The sequence below is a fragment of the Cryobacterium sp. PH29-G1 genome, assembly GCF_030063365.1.
GTDB lineage: Bacteria > Actinomycetota > Actinomycetes > Actinomycetales > Microbacteriaceae > Cryobacterium.
The window spans coordinates 13,441-28,355 of record NZ_JASISY010000011.1 but is presented as its reverse complement, the minus strand read 5'-3'; the positions used below and the strand labels follow the sequence as shown (position 1 = coordinate 28,355).

At 66.1% G+C, this 14,915-nt stretch carries 14 protein-coding genes; 6 read left to right on the top strand and 8 right to left on the bottom strand.

Going from position 1 to position 14,915, the window contains the following annotated elements; all coding sequences use genetic code 11:
* Nucleotides 1-6 precede the first annotated feature (6 nt).
* Genes QMK22_RS13295 through cofD form a run of 3 tightly spaced genes read left to right on the top strand, consistent with a single transcriptional unit; the run spans nucleotide 7 to nucleotide 2,785 of the window.
* Nucleotides 7-1,026, top strand: coding sequence for a putative F420-0 ABC transporter permease subunit (locus QMK22_RS13295; RefSeq protein ID WP_283498131.1), 1,020 nt, complete (start codon nucleotides 7-9; stop codon nucleotides 1,024-1,026).
* The gene (locus tag QMK22_RS13290; RefSeq protein ID WP_283498130.1) at nucleotides 1,017-1,805 is read left to right on the top strand and encodes an ABC transporter ATP-binding protein; all 789 of its coding nucleotides are present in this window, start codon (nucleotides 1,017-1,019) and stop codon (nucleotides 1,803-1,805) included. The genes QMK22_RS13295 and QMK22_RS13290 overlap by 10 nt, the downstream gene beginning before the upstream one ends.
* Nucleotides 1,802-2,785, top strand: a complete 984-nt coding sequence (gene cofD, locus QMK22_RS13285) for a 2-phospho-L-lactate transferase (protein WP_283498129.1) — start codon at nucleotides 1,802-1,804, stop codon at nucleotides 2,783-2,785. Before QMK22_RS13290 ends, cofD begins: the two co-directional genes overlap by 4 nt.
* Before the next feature lie 6 nt (nucleotides 2,786-2,791).
* Here cofD and cofC read toward each other — a convergent pair whose 3' ends face one another.
* A complete protein-coding gene (cofC, locus tag QMK22_RS13280) occupies nucleotides 2,792-3,490 on the bottom strand; it encodes a 2-phospho-L-lactate guanylyltransferase (RefSeq protein WP_283498128.1) in 699 nt (232 codons plus the stop codon).
* Between the two features lie 128 nt (nucleotides 3,491-3,618).
* Between cofC and QMK22_RS13275 the strand changes: the two genes are divergently transcribed.
* Nucleotides 3,619-3,999: a hypothetical protein gene (locus tag QMK22_RS13275; protein ID WP_283498127.1), complete on the top strand. Its 381-nt coding sequence runs from the start codon at nucleotides 3,619-3,621 to the stop codon at nucleotides 3,997-3,999.
* A gap of 8 nt (nucleotides 4,000-4,007) precedes the next feature.
* Here QMK22_RS13275 and QMK22_RS13270 read toward each other — a convergent pair whose 3' ends face one another.
* Nucleotides 4,008-4,805 carry a coenzyme F420-0:L-glutamate ligase gene (locus QMK22_RS13270; protein ID WP_283498204.1) on the bottom strand — a complete coding sequence of 266 codons (798 nt, stop codon included), beginning with the start codon at nucleotides 4,803-4,805 and terminating at the stop codon, nucleotides 4,008-4,010.
* Nucleotides 4,806-4,868: 63 nt separating this feature from the next.
* Complete coding sequence (locus QMK22_RS13265) at nucleotides 4,869-5,870, bottom strand: TIGR03557 family F420-dependent LLM class oxidoreductase (RefSeq protein WP_283498126.1); 1,002 nt, start codon at nucleotides 5,868-5,870, stop codon at nucleotides 4,869-4,871.
* A 116-nt stretch (nucleotides 5,871-5,986) separates the two neighbouring features.
* Here QMK22_RS13265 and QMK22_RS13260 point away from each other — a divergent pair, with 116 nt between their 5' ends.
* Together QMK22_RS13260 and QMK22_RS13255 are read left to right on the top strand one after the other, a co-directional pair.
* Nucleotides 5,987-6,823 carry an exodeoxyribonuclease III gene (locus tag QMK22_RS13260; RefSeq protein ID WP_283498125.1) on the top strand — a complete coding sequence of 279 codons (837 nt, stop codon included), beginning with the start codon at nucleotides 5,987-5,989 and terminating at the stop codon, nucleotides 6,821-6,823.
* A gap of 6 nt (nucleotides 6,824-6,829) precedes the next feature.
* Nucleotides 6,830-7,414: an antibiotic biosynthesis monooxygenase gene (locus QMK22_RS13255; RefSeq protein ID WP_283498124.1), complete on the top strand. Its 585-nt coding sequence runs from the start codon at nucleotides 6,830-6,832 to the stop codon at nucleotides 7,412-7,414.
* 19 nt (nucleotides 7,415-7,433) lie between these two features.
* Here the strand turns inward: QMK22_RS13255 and QMK22_RS13250 are convergent, their stop codons facing one another.
* The 5 genes from QMK22_RS13250 to QMK22_RS13230 are packed head-to-tail and all read right to left on the bottom strand — an operon-like array spanning nucleotide 7,434 to nucleotide 14,816.
* Complete coding sequence (locus QMK22_RS13250) at nucleotides 7,434-8,816, bottom strand: NAD-dependent succinate-semialdehyde dehydrogenase (RefSeq protein ID WP_283498123.1); 1,383 nt, start codon at nucleotides 8,814-8,816, stop codon at nucleotides 7,434-7,436.
* A 52-nt stretch (nucleotides 8,817-8,868) separates the two neighbouring features.
* Nucleotides 8,869-10,119: a M20 family metallo-hydrolase gene (locus tag QMK22_RS13245; RefSeq protein WP_283498122.1), complete on the bottom strand. Its 1,251-nt coding sequence runs from the start codon at nucleotides 10,117-10,119 to the stop codon at nucleotides 8,869-8,871.
* Nucleotides 10,116-11,798: an amidohydrolase gene (locus QMK22_RS13240; RefSeq protein WP_283498203.1), complete on the bottom strand. Its 1,683-nt coding sequence runs from the start codon at nucleotides 11,796-11,798 to the stop codon at nucleotides 10,116-10,118. The genes QMK22_RS13245 and QMK22_RS13240 overlap by 4 nt, the downstream gene beginning before the upstream one ends.
* Nucleotides 11,798-13,450, bottom strand: coding sequence for a thiamine pyrophosphate-binding protein (locus tag QMK22_RS13235; protein ID WP_283498121.1), 1,653 nt, complete (start codon nucleotides 13,448-13,450; stop codon nucleotides 11,798-11,800). The genes QMK22_RS13240 and QMK22_RS13235 overlap by 1 nt, the downstream gene beginning before the upstream one ends.
* Nucleotides 13,451-13,484: 34 nt before the next feature.
* Nucleotides 13,485-14,816 (bottom strand): MFS transporter, encoded by a 1,332-nt coding sequence (locus tag QMK22_RS13230; RefSeq protein WP_283498120.1) that lies wholly within the window; start codon nucleotides 14,814-14,816, stop codon nucleotides 13,485-13,487.
* Nucleotides 14,817-14,915: the final 99 nt, after the last annotated feature.

Genomic DNA, 14,915 nt, shown 5'->3' with positions numbered 1-14,915 from the left:
GAGAACTTGAGTCGGCGGCGGTACTTCGGCTGGCTGCTGGCAGCGACCGGTGCGCTGATTCTCGGCTGCCTGGTGGCGGTGACCATCGGGCCGGCAGCGATCAGCCTGGCCCAGGTGGCGGGCAGCATCGGCGCGCATCTCGGCATTCCCACCGATACTCCGGTGCCGATACTGGTCGACTCGATCGTCTGGCAGCTCCGGCTGCCACGGGTGCTCACGGCCGCGCTGGTCGGTGCCGGCCTCGCCCTCAGCGGCGCGGTGATGCAGAGCGTGACCCGCAACCCTCTCGCCGACCCGTACCTGCTCGGGCTCTCCAGCGGGGCATCCGTCGGCGCGGTTTGCGTGGTCATCCTCGGTATCGGATTCGCCCTGCCCGCAGCCGCCTTTCTCGGCGCGCTGCTGGCCCTGATCGCCACCCTGAGCATTGCCCGGGTCGGCGGCACGATCACGCCGGTGCGGGCCGTGCTCGCGGGGCTGGCCATCGCGCAGCTGGCCGGCGCCCTGACCTCGTTCATCATTTTCTGGGCGGCCAAGGGCGACTCTTATCGGGAGATACTCAACTGGCTGCTCGGCTCGGTGGCCGGTGCCACCTGGGACAACGTGGTGATCGCGGCCACCGCCATACTGGTCGTCGGCACCGGAATCCTCGTGTCGGCGACCCGGCTGGATGCCTTCGCCTTCGGCGATACCTCGGCGGCGAGCCTGGGCATCAACGTCAATCGCACCCGTTGGGCGTTGCTGGGTTCGGTCGCCCTGCTGACCGGCGCGATGGTCGCCGTGAGCGGGTCGATCGGGTTCGTCGGGCTCATCCTGCCGCACCTCGTGCGCGGCATCAGCGGCCCCGGTCACCGTCGGCTGTTGCCGCTCGCCATGGTCTGCGGTGGGCTGTTTCTGGTCATCGCCGACACCCTAGCCCGCACCGTGTTCGATCCGCGTGAGCTGCCCGTGGGCATTATCACCGCGTTCATCGGCGTGCCGGTGTTTATTCTGCTGATCAAGAGAAAGAAGTCGCACCTGTGGGCGTAGACCTTGAGAAGCTGTCGTTCACCATTGACGGCACCACGATTTTGCGGGAAATTTCGGCTTCACTGCCCACCGGCAGCGTCACCGGACTGCTCGGGCCGAACGGCGCGGGCAAGTCCACCCTGCTGCGACTCGTGGCCGGCATCGACACAGCGGATGCCGGTACGGCCGCCCTCGACGGCGTCTCGATCGGGTCGCTGCCCCGGCGTGAAGCCGCCCGGCGCATCGCCCTGCTCGAACAGAACGCGGCGCCGAGCGTGGAGCTGACCGTGCTCGACGTGGTGCTGCTCGGGCGCATTCCGCATCGCACCAGGCTCATGGGTTCCTTCAGCGGTGACGACGATCGCGCGATCGCGTACGACGCCCTCGCGGCGGTCGGCGCCGCGGCGTTGGCCGACCGTTTCTGGCAAACCTTGAGCGGCGGACAGCAACAGCGCGTGCAGATTGCCCGGGCCATGGCGCAGCAGCCGAGCCTGCTGCTGCTGGATGAGCCGACCAACCACCTCGACGTGAGCGCTCAGCTTTCACTGCTCGGGCAGGTGCGGGAACTCGGGGTGACGGCGATCATGGCCCTGCACGACCTCAACCTCGCGGCGGCATATTGCGACCAGATTCTACTGCTCGACGGGGGCGCGCTCGTGGCCAGCGGTACGCCAACCGAGGTGCTGACCCCCGAGATCATTGGTGCCGTTTACGGGGTGGATTGCTTCATTCTGGAGCATCCCCGCGGCGGCCATCCGGTGATCGTGTACTCGGCGGCGGTATCGGCGCCCACCGCATGAAGAATGTGACCGTTTTGGCCGGTGGCGTTGGCGGCGCCCGGTTCACCCGCGGGCTGCTGGGCCACCTCGCCGGGGTGGCGCCGGAGGCGGCCGTCACGGTGGTGGTGAACACCGGCGACGACATGTGGCTGGACGGGCTGCGCATTTGCCCCGACCTCGACACCGTCATGTACACCCTCGGCGGCGGCATCAACGAAGAACAGGGCTGGGGCCGCCCCGCCGAAACCCGGCGGGCCGCGGCCGAAATCGCCGCCTATGGCCGTGGCTGGTCCTGGTTCACGCTGGGCGATCTCGACCTCGCCACCCACATTGTGCGCACCGATCTGCTGCGCAGCGGGTCGACTCTGAGCGAGGCGACGGACTTTCTCTGCCGCCGCTGGCAGCCCGGCGCCCGGTTGCTGCCGATGAGCGATCAGCCGGTGGAGACGCATGTGCGCCTGGCCGCAGACATTGACGAGCACCGAGCCGGTGAGCTGATGCACTTCGAGGAATGGTGGGTTCGGTACCGCGCCGGCATTGCGGTCACCGAGTTCGTGCAGGTGGGCCTGGCCGATGCCGTGGCCGCGCCGGGAGTGCTCGAGGCGATCGAAAACGCCGACCTGATCATTCTGCCCCCGTCGAACCCCGTGGTGTCCGTCGGAACGATCACGGCGGTGCCGGGCATCCGTTCTGCCCTCCGGTCCACTCCCGCGCAGGTTGTGGGGGTATCGCCCATCATTGGCGGGGCCGCCGTGCGCGGCATGGCCGACGCGTGCCTGCACACCATCGGCGTGGCGACCTCCGCCGAAGCCGTCGGGCTGCACTACGGTGCCCGTGCCGCGGGCGGGCTGCTCGACGCCTGGCTGATTGACGTCACGGATGCCGCGGCGCTGCCCGTTCTCGCGGCTGCCGGCATCCGTTCTACCGCCGTTCCGCTCTGGATGACCGACTTGCCCACCACAACCGCGATCGCAGCGGCAGCATTGGATCTCGGCGCCTGATCGGAATCAGCGAAACCGGTCAGGCTGCCCGCGGGCGATCAGTGCGCTGGTGTGTGGGCCGACACCCCGTCGCAGCACCGCGGCGAGGTCGTCGACGGTATCGACGTCACGGCGGATCAACGAGTGGGTGGGGAGGTCGAGCGGAATGTGGCCGGCAGCCTCATGGGCCGCTCGAGATCCCAGCCCAAACCGTGGCAAGAGGGGCAGGCCGGCGCGGGCGAGCAGCACCGTGGTTCCGGTACCCTCCTCGTCAGCGACCATGGCGAGATCGCAGGCTGCAGCCGCGCTAAGCGCCGATTCGACGTCCCCGACGGTGAGTGCGGGCAGGTCACCGGTGAACACCGCAACGTTGCTGTGCGGGTAGCGCACGTTCGCCACGCGGATCCCCGCGCTGATGGCCAGGTTGAGCGAATCGCTCCGGCCGGATAGGCCCGGTAGCGCAGCCGGTGGCTCTGGCACGATCTGGGCGCCCAGTGCCGCCAGAGCGGTGCCCGTGGCGGGGTCGGCGGTGACCACGAGAACCCCCTCCACCGGCGAAGCGGCAAGCAATGCCGCGACGGTGTCCAGCGCGAATGCCTGGGCGAGCTGCTGTCGAGCGGGGAAGTCCTCCGGCAGCTCGCCGAGTCGGCTCTTGGCTCTCGCACTGCCCTTGACGGGCACGACACAGACCCAGCTTCCGGCCGCGGGGGCGCGAGCGGCTGGCATACGCACTACGCTACCAGCGCGCGTGCACTCGGTTCGGGGTGAACCCCGGATCTGGCGCGCGGTAGCCTTAAGGGTCGAGCGCACACATCCGTCGACCCGATTACGTTGATTTCGGCCCAGGAGGTCCCATGTCAGAGTCACTCACCGCGCAGCCTGTTACCGCACAGCCTGTTACCGCGCACGCATTGCCCATGGCGATCACCACCTACCTGGAACGCAGCGCGAGCGCGAAGCCGGCCTCGGCTCGCCACACCTTCACCGAGAACGCGGTCGTCGTCGACGACGGCAAGACGTACACGGGCGAGGCTGCTATCGCCACGTGGCTCGCCGGCAACACCGCCGAGTTCGAATACACCACCACCCTGCTGCGCACCGCCAAAGACGAGTCGTCAACGACCGTCGTCAACCGCATTGCGGGCAACTTTCCGGGCCGCAGTGTCGACCTGAACTACCGGTTCGAGCTTGATGCGGAGAGCGGCCTGATCCAGGCACTCACCATCACGATCTAGCCGTACCGCTAGCGCAGCTCGTCGGTGATCCGTCCGGCGGCAAAGCCCGCAGCGTAGCCCTCGGCGTAGCCATCGGCGTAGGCCTCATTGGTGCCCAGGCGAAACATGTCGGTGGAGCTCGGTCGCTGCAGCGCCCGAGCGCCCACGCTATCGAGTTCGCCGACTAGGCGGCCGAGTCCGCGCACGACCGCAACGGGATTGCCGCTGGTCTTGCCCTTGACCAGGTCGGCGGCGCCGGCGATCTCGTCGGCGACCGCGGCTACCGTCACGTCGAGGCGCCTCCCGGAGGCATCCACTGTGCCACGCAGGTCATCGAGCACGGCCAGCCCGGCGGCACCGATGGCAATATCGGTTTGACCTTCGCGCCAGGGTCGGCCGGCGGTGTCCGTGATCACCACGCCGAGCCGCAGCGCGGTGTGCTCGCGCAGGGCCGCACAGATGGCGCGCGCCGACGCATCCGGATCAACCGGAAGCAACAGCACCACACCGTCGGGCGCATTGCTTGTGTCGACGCCGGCCGCGGCCATCACGAGGCCCTGCCGGTTTTCCACGATGCGAGTGACCCCGCCCGGGTGGGTGCGCGACGCGACGACGCGCACGGTCTCGTCGGTGATCGCCTGCTCACGATCGGTCGCTGCGACAAGACGTCCCTCGGCTTTGGAAACGATCTTGCTGGTTACCGCCACAATATCGCCGTCAATCAGACGCGACTGCGCGGCCTCCGCAATCAGCGCGGCGAGGTCATCGCCGGTGCGAATCTCGCCGAAACCGCCGAGCGTGAACACCTTGAGGCCGAACAGTTCCATGGCCCCGACTTCGGCGGCCGCCGCGTCGGGCCGAGAATCGTGCGGCGGCGAATCGTGCGTCATCTACCGAACGAGCTTCGGCAGAACGGATGCGCCGAAGACGTCGATCCACTGCTTCTGATTGCGGCCGACGTTGTGCAGGTAGATGCGATCGAAGCCGAGGTCGACGAACTTCTGAATGTACTTGCGGTGTTCGTCGGGGTCGGCCGAAATGATCATGCGGCCCTCGAAGTCTTCGGGGCGCACGAGTTTGGCCATCTGCTCAAACTCGAACGGCGAACGGATGTCTCCCTTCGGAAACTTCATGCCGCCGTTGGGCCACTCGTGCAGCGCGTTGGTCATGGCTTCTTCGTCGGTCTCGGCCCAGCTCATGTGCAGTTGCAGCACCTTCGGCATCGCCGAGGGGTCCTTGCCGGCCTCGCGGGCTCCGTCGTCGAACTTGCCGAACAGCATCGAGATCTTCTCCCGCGGGGCACCCACCGTGATGAGTCCGTCGGCGAGTCGGCCGGCGCGCTTGGCGGTGACCGGGCCGGCGGTGGCGACCAAAATCTCGGGGGCGACCTCGGGCATGGTCCAGAGCCGCGTCGACTCGAGCTTGAAGAACTGGCCGGAGTGCTTGACATCCTTGCCGGCAATCGAACCGGCGAACAGCTTCGAGATGATCTCGATGGCCTCAAACATGCGGTTGATGCGCTCGGGCGCTTCGGGCCAGTAGCCGCCGACGATGTGCTCGTTCAGCGCTTCGCCGGAGCCGAGTCCGAGCCAGTGCCGGCCGGGGTACATCGAGGCGAGAGTTGCGGAGGCCTGGGCGACCATGGCCGGGTGCCAGCGAAAGGTCGGGGCGGTCACGCCGGGGCCGAAGTCGCCCTTGGTGCGCTCGGCGATGGAAGCAAGCACACTCCAGACAAAGCTGGACTGGCCCTGGGCTGGGACCCACGGTTGAAAGTGATCGGCCGCCATCACGCCGGTGAAGCCGTGTTCCTCGGCATAGGCAGAGAGCGCGACCGCCTCGGCCGGTGCGAACTGCTCCAACATGGCCGCGTAGCCAATCTGCAACTGGGTCATCGTGATCTTCCTGCCTGTTGGTGTGTACCGATTCAGTTTCGTCTATTCAATCGCAACACGGGCCTGGGCGCATTCGTTACCGCCGGCATCCGCTTCACCCCTTATAGGCTGGAGGCATGCGCATCGCCACCTGGAACGTGAACTCCATTCGTGCCCGCTCCGGGCGAGTCGTCGATTGGATGGAACGCGAAGACATCGACGTTCTGGCCATGCAGGAGATCAAGTGCAAGCCCGAGCAGTTTCCGGCGCAGATATTTGAAGACGCCGGGTATGACCTCGCCATTCACGGCCTGAGCCAGTGGAACGGCGTGGCGTTTGCCAGTCGCGAACCGATGACGGATGTCGTCACCGCCTTTCCGCAGATGCCCGGCTTCGAGAAGGGTGCGGTCGGCCCCGACCAGCCGCTCGAAGCGCGTGCCCTCGGCGTGACCGTGAACGACCTGCGGCTGTGGAGCCTCTACGTGCCGAACGGTCGCTCGATCGACGACCCGCACTACGCCTACAAGCTGGCCTGGCTGAAGGCCCTCGAGGCCCACGCCGCCGAAGAGCTCGCCGCCAACCCCGCGCTGGCTCTGGCCATGATGGGCGATTGGAATGTCGCTCCGCGTGATGAGGACATGGGCGACCCCAGCTTTGTGCCGGGCCAGTCCACGCACATTTCGGCGGCCGAGCGCGCAGCGTTCGATGCGTTCGAGCAGGCCGGACTGGCCGATGTCGTGCGTCCGATCGTGCCGGAGGGGTTCACCTTCTGGGACTACAAGCAGCTGCGCTTTCCACGCAACGAGGGCATGCGCATCGACTTCATCCTGGGGTCTCCCGCTTTCGCGGACCTCGTGACGGATGCGAGCATCCACCGCAACGAGCGCAAGGGCGATGCCCCGAGTGATCATGTTCCGGTGCTGGTCGACCTCGACCTCGGCGGCGATGACGACGACCGCCCGATGATTTTCTAAAGCGTGATGCCAGCATCACCCCCGCCGGCGTCAGCATCCGTCACCGTTTCCATTACCCGCACCGTTGACCCCGAGCGCTTCACCGAGGCGAGCGAGTGGGTGCAGTTCGGCATCAATCTCGCCCACACGTACCCGGGTTTTCTCGGATCGGGCTGGGTGCGCGGCAGCGAAGACTCAGCCACCTGGAACATGCTCTATCGCTTCTCCAACCCCGAAAGCCTCGAGGCCTGGGAGAACTCCGACGAGCGCACCGAGTGGTTGGAAGCCGGTACCGACCTCGTTCTTGACGCCCAGGTGGAGAAACGCACCGGCATCGAGGGCTGGTTCGACCTGCAGCAGGTACCGCCCGGTGCCCCGTCCCTTTTACCGCCGCCGCGGTGGAAACAAGCCATCAGCATTTGGCTGGGTTTTTTTCCGGTCAATCTGGCCTTCACACTGCTCATCCCCTGGCTCGTGCCGGGCTGGGGCACCCTCCCGACCGCACTCAAAGTGCTGCTGACGACGCTCGCCCTCACACCGCTCATGGCCTATTTCATACTGCCCTGGGTGACACGGATGCTGCGGCCCTGGTTGCAGCGGCAGCCGCGCTGACGGCAGCGCGGGCGCTTGATCAGTTGGTCATCGCAGCGATGCGCAGCAGCTTGGTGTTGACGAACTCTTCCATGCCATACTTGCCCAGCTCCCGGCCGATTCCACTGCGCTTGACTCCACCGAACGGCAACTCCGCTGACGTGCCGGAGGCCGCGTTCACGGTGACCATTCCCACCTGCAGACGCTCCGCCATCCGTTCAGCGGCGGCCAGATCGGTGGCCTGGATTGCCGCGCCGAGGCCGTACACCGACGCGTTGGCCAGTTCAACGGCCTCATCATCGGAGGCGACCCGGTGCACCACAGCGACCGGACCGAACAGCTCTTCCGAGTACGCCCGCATTTCTGGTGTCACTCCGGTAAGGATGGTCGGCTGGTACCAGGCGCCGGGCTGCTCCAGCCTGGCGCCACCGACCACCACCGTGGCGCCCTTGCCGATGGCGTCCTCGACCTGTTCGGCGAGCCCATCGACCGCTCCGACCGACGACATAGGGCCCATGAACGTCTCCGCGAGGCGGGGGTCACCCACCTCGATGGCGGAAACCGCGGTGGCGAACTGCGCGAGAAAGTCGTCGTAGACGCCCTCGGTCACGATGAAGCGTTTGGCCGCGTTGCAGGCCTGCCCAGCGTTGCCGAAGCGACCAAGCACAGCCTGTTCGACCGCGTGCGGGATATCGGCCGACTCCAACACCACAAACGCGTCGGATCCCCCCAGCTCGAGCACAACCTTCTTGAGGTTGCGTCCGGCGATCTCCGCCACGATGGCTCCCGCGCGCTCTGATCCGGTCAGCGAGACACCCTGAACACGGCGGTCGGCGATGATCTGGGCGGCCTGATCATTGGTGGCGAAGACGTTTACATAGGCGCCGTCCGGTGCGTCGGCATCCCGGAAGATCTGTTCAATGGCCAGGGCAGATTCTGGGCATTGGGGGGCATGCTTGAGCAGGATCGTGTTGCCGTTCATGAGGTTGGGCGCGGCGAAACGAGCGACCTGGTAGTACGGATAGTTCCACGGCATGATGCCGAAGATGGGGCCAAGGCCCTCTTTTCTCACCACAGCGCTTCCTCCGCCGACGACGTCCAGCACCTCGTCCTGCAGGAATTTCGGACCGTTGTCGGCGTAGTAGGTGTAGATCGAAACGACGAGGTCAACCTCAAGCCGAGCCTGCGAGAGAGTTTTACCCATTTCACGGGTGATGGTGGCGGCAAGAGCGTCGCGTCGCGTCGCGTACAGCTCGGCGACCCGGCGCAGCAGGCTCACCCGATCGGCGATGGCGGAGTATCGCCAGGTCTCGTAGGCTCTTGCCGTGGAGTTGACCGCGGCCTCGACCGCGGCGGTCGTCGCCGTGGGGTAGTCCTGCACGAATTCCCCGGTGGCGGGGTTGGATACGGCGTAAACGGTCACGATGCCCTCCTCGGGCTGCTCCTAATGAAAATTGGGGATGACTGGCCGCCGGTCACGGGCGAACCAGTTCGCCCGTGACGAGCCGCCGGGCCAAGTCGGTGAGCAGATCGACTCCGGCGAGCATGTCGTTGTCAGCGGTGAACTCACGCTCGTTGTGCGAGATACCCTCGGCGCTCGGCACGAAGAGCATGATGGTGGGCACGATGTCCTTCATATTCGTCGAGTCGTGGCCGGCGCGGGTGCGAACGGTGCCGTAGGTCAGACCCAATTTTTCGGCGCTGGCCGCTGCCAACAGCAGTCCCGCGGCGTCGTAGTCTTTCGCCGCCCAGATGTGCTCGGCGCCGCGTTCGATTCGCACCGCGGCCCACTGCTCGATTTGAGCCACCCGGCGGTGCAGTTCGGCATCGGCAGCGGCCAGCACGGTGGGGTCAGTACTGCGAATGTCCACCAGCAGATTGACCCGATTGGCCACGACAACCGGTGAGTTCGGGAACACTGTGAACTCGCCGCAGGAGGTGATGACCATGTGCTCCGCCGTGGTGAAGTGGTTGGCAATCTCTCGAGCTGCAACCACCAGCGAGGAGGCGCCCAGCAGGGCGTCTGAGCGGTCGGCGATCACGGTGGCGCCCGTGTGGGCCTGCTCTCCGTGCACCACGAACTCGTACTTGTTGGCGCCCCACGTGGATTCGACCAGGCCGATACTGAGCCCGTCATCCTCCAACGAGCGTCCTTGCTCAATGTGGATTTCCAGATAAGCGGCGACGTCGAGGCTGAAATCTCCGATTGTTCCGATCGACTCGAGCGCTTCGCGTACCGTCACCCCGTGCGGATCCGTCGTGGCCAATACTTGCGCGGCGGGGATCTTGCCGGTGAAGACGGAACTGCCCATCATTGAAGGCTTGAACCGGCAGCCCTCCTCGTTGAACCAGTTGATGATGACAATGTTATAGAGCGGAGTCTCGTCCTGAACCCGGAAAGCCTCGTGCAGTCGCATGGCGGCATGCGCTCCGGCCAGCACACCGTAGGCCCCATCGAAGCGACCGCCGAGAGGCTGCGAATCCAGGTGCGAACCGATGGCAATGTACGGGGCGCCGGGAACAAACTCCACGAGAGTGAACTGGTTTCCCACCTGGTCGTAGCGCACCTCAAATCCATGGCCCTCGACGAGTCCGCGAAACCAGTTTCGGGTCTGGCCGTCGGCCCAGGTGGCGGCCTGTCGGTCGACGCCGCCGCCTGCGGTGGCTCCGAAGGAGCTCATGGAGCGAAAATCGGCCAGGAATGCTTGTTGCTGCGGCGTGCTCATGAATGTGCTCCGATCGGGGTAGTTGGCAATGTGCGCGAATCGAAGCTGAAATTCCCATCAACAACGGTCGCAATGACGTCGAGTGTGCTGATGTCGGCGGAGGCCAACGGCGAGCCGGACAGGACGACGAAATCGGCGAGTTTTCCGCGCTCCAGGGTTCCCCGGCTGTCGATCGTGCCGGTGGCGATGGCGGCCCACTCGGTGTAGCTCCGCAGCGCCTCCTCCGGGGTCATTCCCTCGTCTGGTCCGCCGAGCACCAAACCGTTCTCCGTTTTTCGATCGACGGAGGACTGCAGGGCACGACGCACATTGTTGTCGGCGACCGGCAGGTCTGAACTGCCGGCAACGATGACACCGGCATCGACGAGAGAGCGGCCTCGATACAACCAGCCCACACGATCGGCGCCGACGAGCTGGGCGAACTGGTCACCCAACGGGCCGATGAAGCCGGCCTGGGGGGTGACGGCGATTCCGGCCTCGGCGACGAGGGCGACCTGATCCGGGCGCGAGATACCGAAGTGCTCGATGCGGTTCGGTAGCGCGTTTCGACCGAAGCGATTTTGGCAGTCGATGATGATCTCGCAGGCCAGGTCGATCGCCGCGTCGCCGATGGCGTGCAATGCAATCGGCCAACCGGCCCGGTAGGCGTCGGTGACGCGATTTCGGTAGGCCTGCGGGTTGTCCAGCAGATAGCCGCTGTTGTGCGGATGCCCGCAATAATCCTCCGTGACCGCGGCGGTCGCCCCCAGGAGTGACCCGTCCATGAAGACCTTGATCGGTCCGAGGGAGAGCCAGTCGTTTCCGAATCCGGCTCCGATGCCCAGATCGATTCCCAGACCGTGGCCGGTCTCGTGCATGTCGGCCGCGTGCGCGGTGAGCGGACGCAGGACATCCAGGGTGGGCATCAGCTGAGCTCGTGCGTGGAGCCGGTTGTCGCGGTGTGCCTGCTGGTAGGCCTGCACTTCGATCGGGCTGTGCCCGATCCAACCGGCGCCGATTCCGGCCTCGGTGAAGCTCGTGATGCCCTGCTCGGCATATCGGATGGTGGCGTCGTCCAGCGCCTGCACGATTTGCGGAACGGAGTAGGGCAGCAACAGGTTTTGGATCAAAGCCTGGGCGGATTCCTCGATCACCCCGGTCGGGTAGCCGTCGGTGTCGCGCAGCACGGCTCCGCCGGACGGATTCTCAAAGTCCGGTTCAAAGACACCGGCGAGCCGCAGCGTGGCGGAGTTGGTGATGGAGAGATGCCCGGAGACGTGGCGCAGATACAACGGTCGGTCGCCGGTGAGTTCGTCGAGCCGCCGAATATCGGGATACTGACCGTCATGGTGCTTGTGGTTGAAGCCGGTGCCTTTCACCCAGGCTCCCGACTCGCCCGGCTGCGCGTCGAGGCGCCGAGCTTCATTCGCGATGAGCTCGTACAGGCTGTCCAGGCCGCGCGCGTCGTGCAGGTCCACGGCGGACAGGCCGAGTCCCCACCAGGTGGTGTGGCAGTGGGCGTCGATGAAGCCCGGCACGATGGTCGCCCCGGCGAAATCATCGATGCTGGTGGCCGTGCAGCCCTCTATTTGTTCATCGAAGCCGACGATCCGGCCGTCGAGGATGCCCATGCGGTGCGCGGTGGGGCGGTGCTCATCCAGGGTCAGGATGTTTGCTCCCTGAACGATTCGGTCGAGCATCACGAGCGTGCCGCCGGGCTCGTGTTGCTAGCGGACGGCGGCATCGTTTCGGGGTCGGTGCGCAAGTGCAGCAGTGCCGGAACGCCACTGGACAGGGCGCGCAGCAGCGCCGCTTCAAAGTCTTCGGTGCGCTCCACGAGTTCACCGTGTCCGCCGAAGGATCGCATCCAGACGGCGAAATCGGGATTCGTCATGGCCGTTCCCGAGGGGCGGCCCGGATAGTGCGCGCGCTGGTGTTGCACGATCGTTCCGTAGATTCCGTTGTCCACGACGATGACCAGCGGCGAGCCGCCCTGGGCGAAGGCAACGGAGATTTCCTGCGCATTCATGAAGAAATCACCGTCACCGCAGATGGCAACGGCCTGTCGGTCAGGAAAGATCAGGGAGGCGGCGACGGCCGACGGTACGGCCAGTCCCATGGCACCGTTGCGCGGGGCGACCAGGGAATGCGCCTGTGTGTGGGAGAGGTAGCGGTGGCCCCAGATCGTGGCGTTCCCGGCACCGTAGGTGAGCACGCGTTCGCGGGGCAGCACCCGTTCCAAAGCCTCGAAAGCCACGCCAAGGTCAACCCCGAGGCCGCCGTCGGGGTGCGGTGTTGCGAAACGTTGCTGGTCTCGGTGCAGCGCCGTCATCCAGTCGTCCGTGCGGCTCCCGCGCGCGGATTCGGGGGTGGGCAGTGCGGCGACGAAAGCCTCTGGGGCGCTGAGCACGTGCTGGTCGATGCGGCCGGCGTGCATGGTGGCGGCAGGATCCGGCAGCACCAGCAGAGTCGGCTGCGCGAATCCGCGGGTGTACCCGTCGCTGAGCACATCCGAACGGCCGCAGCCGAGAAACAGCAGGAGGTCGGCTTCGTCCAGCCGAGCCGCGAGCGTGTCTGCGCGGCCGTAGCCCAACCAGCCCGCGTAGGCGGCGCCGTGGGGAGCAGCGTCATGTGGAACGACGTCATAGGCCCGCCAGTCCGTTGCTACCGGTATCCCCGCGTTCGCCGCCCACGCCATCAACGCCGGCCCGGTCGCGTCGTCCCAGCCGTCGCCACCGGCGATGATGAGTGGGCGTTGTGCTGCCGCCAGCTGCTCGGCGACCATCGCGATCTCGCTCGTCGACGGTGTGGCGCGGGCGAGCGGGCGCACCGGGGCGGGGGCCACCTCAACCTGGTGAATCAGGATATCTTCCGGCAGTCCGATGACGACGGGCCCTGGCCGGCCCGACGCGGCCATGTGCATGGCCTCGGCCACCAGGTCACCGGCCCGGTCGGGATCATCGAGCACCATGACGCGCTTGGCGGTACTGCCGAACCAGCCGGTCAGGCTGAACTCCTGAAAGGAATCACGTTCGCGGTCCGACACGGGGATCAAGCCAACGAACAGAACGAGTGCCGTGGCATCCTGCCAGGCCGTGTGCACGGCAATCATGGCGTTCGCTGCGCCGGGACCGCGGGTCACCATCACCACACCGGGGGTACCGGTGAGCCGTCCCTCGGCCAATGCCATAAACCCGGCACCGCCCTCGTGGCGGCACACCACGGTCTCGATGGGCGAATCGTGCAGGCCGTCGAGCACGTCGAGGTAGCTCTCGCCGGGCACCGCGTAAACGCGGCGCACGCCGTGGGCTTCGAGTTGGGCGACGATGAGGTGGCCAGCTGACTGTGACATGAGAGAAACCTTCCGGTAGGGCCGGTGTTGGTGGTTAGTGCTTGAATCCGGGCAGGTCAACGCTCATGCGCGGGGCCAGGTGGCCCGCGACGGCGGTGAACAGCGACAGGAAGACCAACATGGCTGCCGCCGGCCACCACTGGTTGCCAGCGGAGGCGACCAGGGCCGTAGCGAGCAGCGGTACGAAACCGCTCACCATTCCCGCAGTGTTCTGGGCGAACCCAACGCCGGTGTAGCGCGTGCGGGCCGGGAACAGACCGGTGAGCACCGTACCGGATGCTGCGTAGGGGAAGGAGAGCGCGGCGACGGCCAGGGTCATGCCGACGACGACCAGGGTCGGAATTCCACTGACGATGAGCAGGAAAGCCGGAACCGCGACGATCGCCGAGACGATCCCGCCGTAGAAGATGACGCGGCTGGAACCGAAACGTTCCCCGAGGCGGCCTCCGATGATCAGCACCGGGATCTCAACGACAGCAGCGATCATGCCGCCGAGCAGCATCAGTCGAGGGCTGTAGCCCAGGGTGTTGACGCCGTACCAGACGACGAATGCCGTCACCAGGTAGAACCCGCCGACGCCGAGCATGCCGGCGGCCATACCGACAATGATCTGCTTCCAATGGTTCACGAGGGTGCTCCGAATGGGCGCCTTCTCGGTCTCGCCCTTTTCCACGAGTTCGGTGAAGACCGGGGACTCTTCGAGGCGGCTACGGATGTAGAGCGCGAGCAGAAGCATGGGGAAGGCGGCCAGGAACGGGATGCGCCAGCCGAACGAGGTGAAGTTCTCCTGCGAGAAGAAGTAGGTCATCAGGAAGAATCCGCCCGACGAGAGGATCGTGCCGATCGGCGAGCCGATCTGCGGGATGGCCGCATAGCGCGCTCGGCGGTGCAGGGGGGCGTTTTCGACGACGAGGGTCATGGCGCCAGACCATTCGCCACCGACGAAGAGGCCCTGCAGTACGCGGAGCAGAACGAGCAGGATCGGTGCGGCCACGCCGATGGCGGCGTAGGTGGGCAGCAGTCCGATCAGGCCGGTGATGATTCCGATTCCGGCGATGGTGATCATCAGGGTCTTGCGGCGGCCGATTTTGTCGCCCATCGCCCCGAAGAACATCCCACCAATCGGGCGAGCGACGAGCCCGACGCCGAAGGTTGCGAAGGCGGCCAAAGCTGAAGCCGTCGCGTTCTCGCTGTAAAAATACTGCACGTTGAAAACGAGCGCGGCAGCCGCGCTGAACAGGAAGAAGTCGTACCACTCCATCGCGGTGCCGATCAGGGCTCCGATGGCAACTCGCGTGGCTTCTTTATCCGTGATCTGGCGCGTCGCGCCAGCCTCCACATTTGTAACTTCGCTGGTTTTCGTCATCGGCATCTCCGTGGTGAGGGGCGAAGCCCACCGCGGTTCAGCTTGAACGCGGGGCGGCCTCCGGAAGGAATTCATAGAAGTCTTTCAGGGGATGGCCAT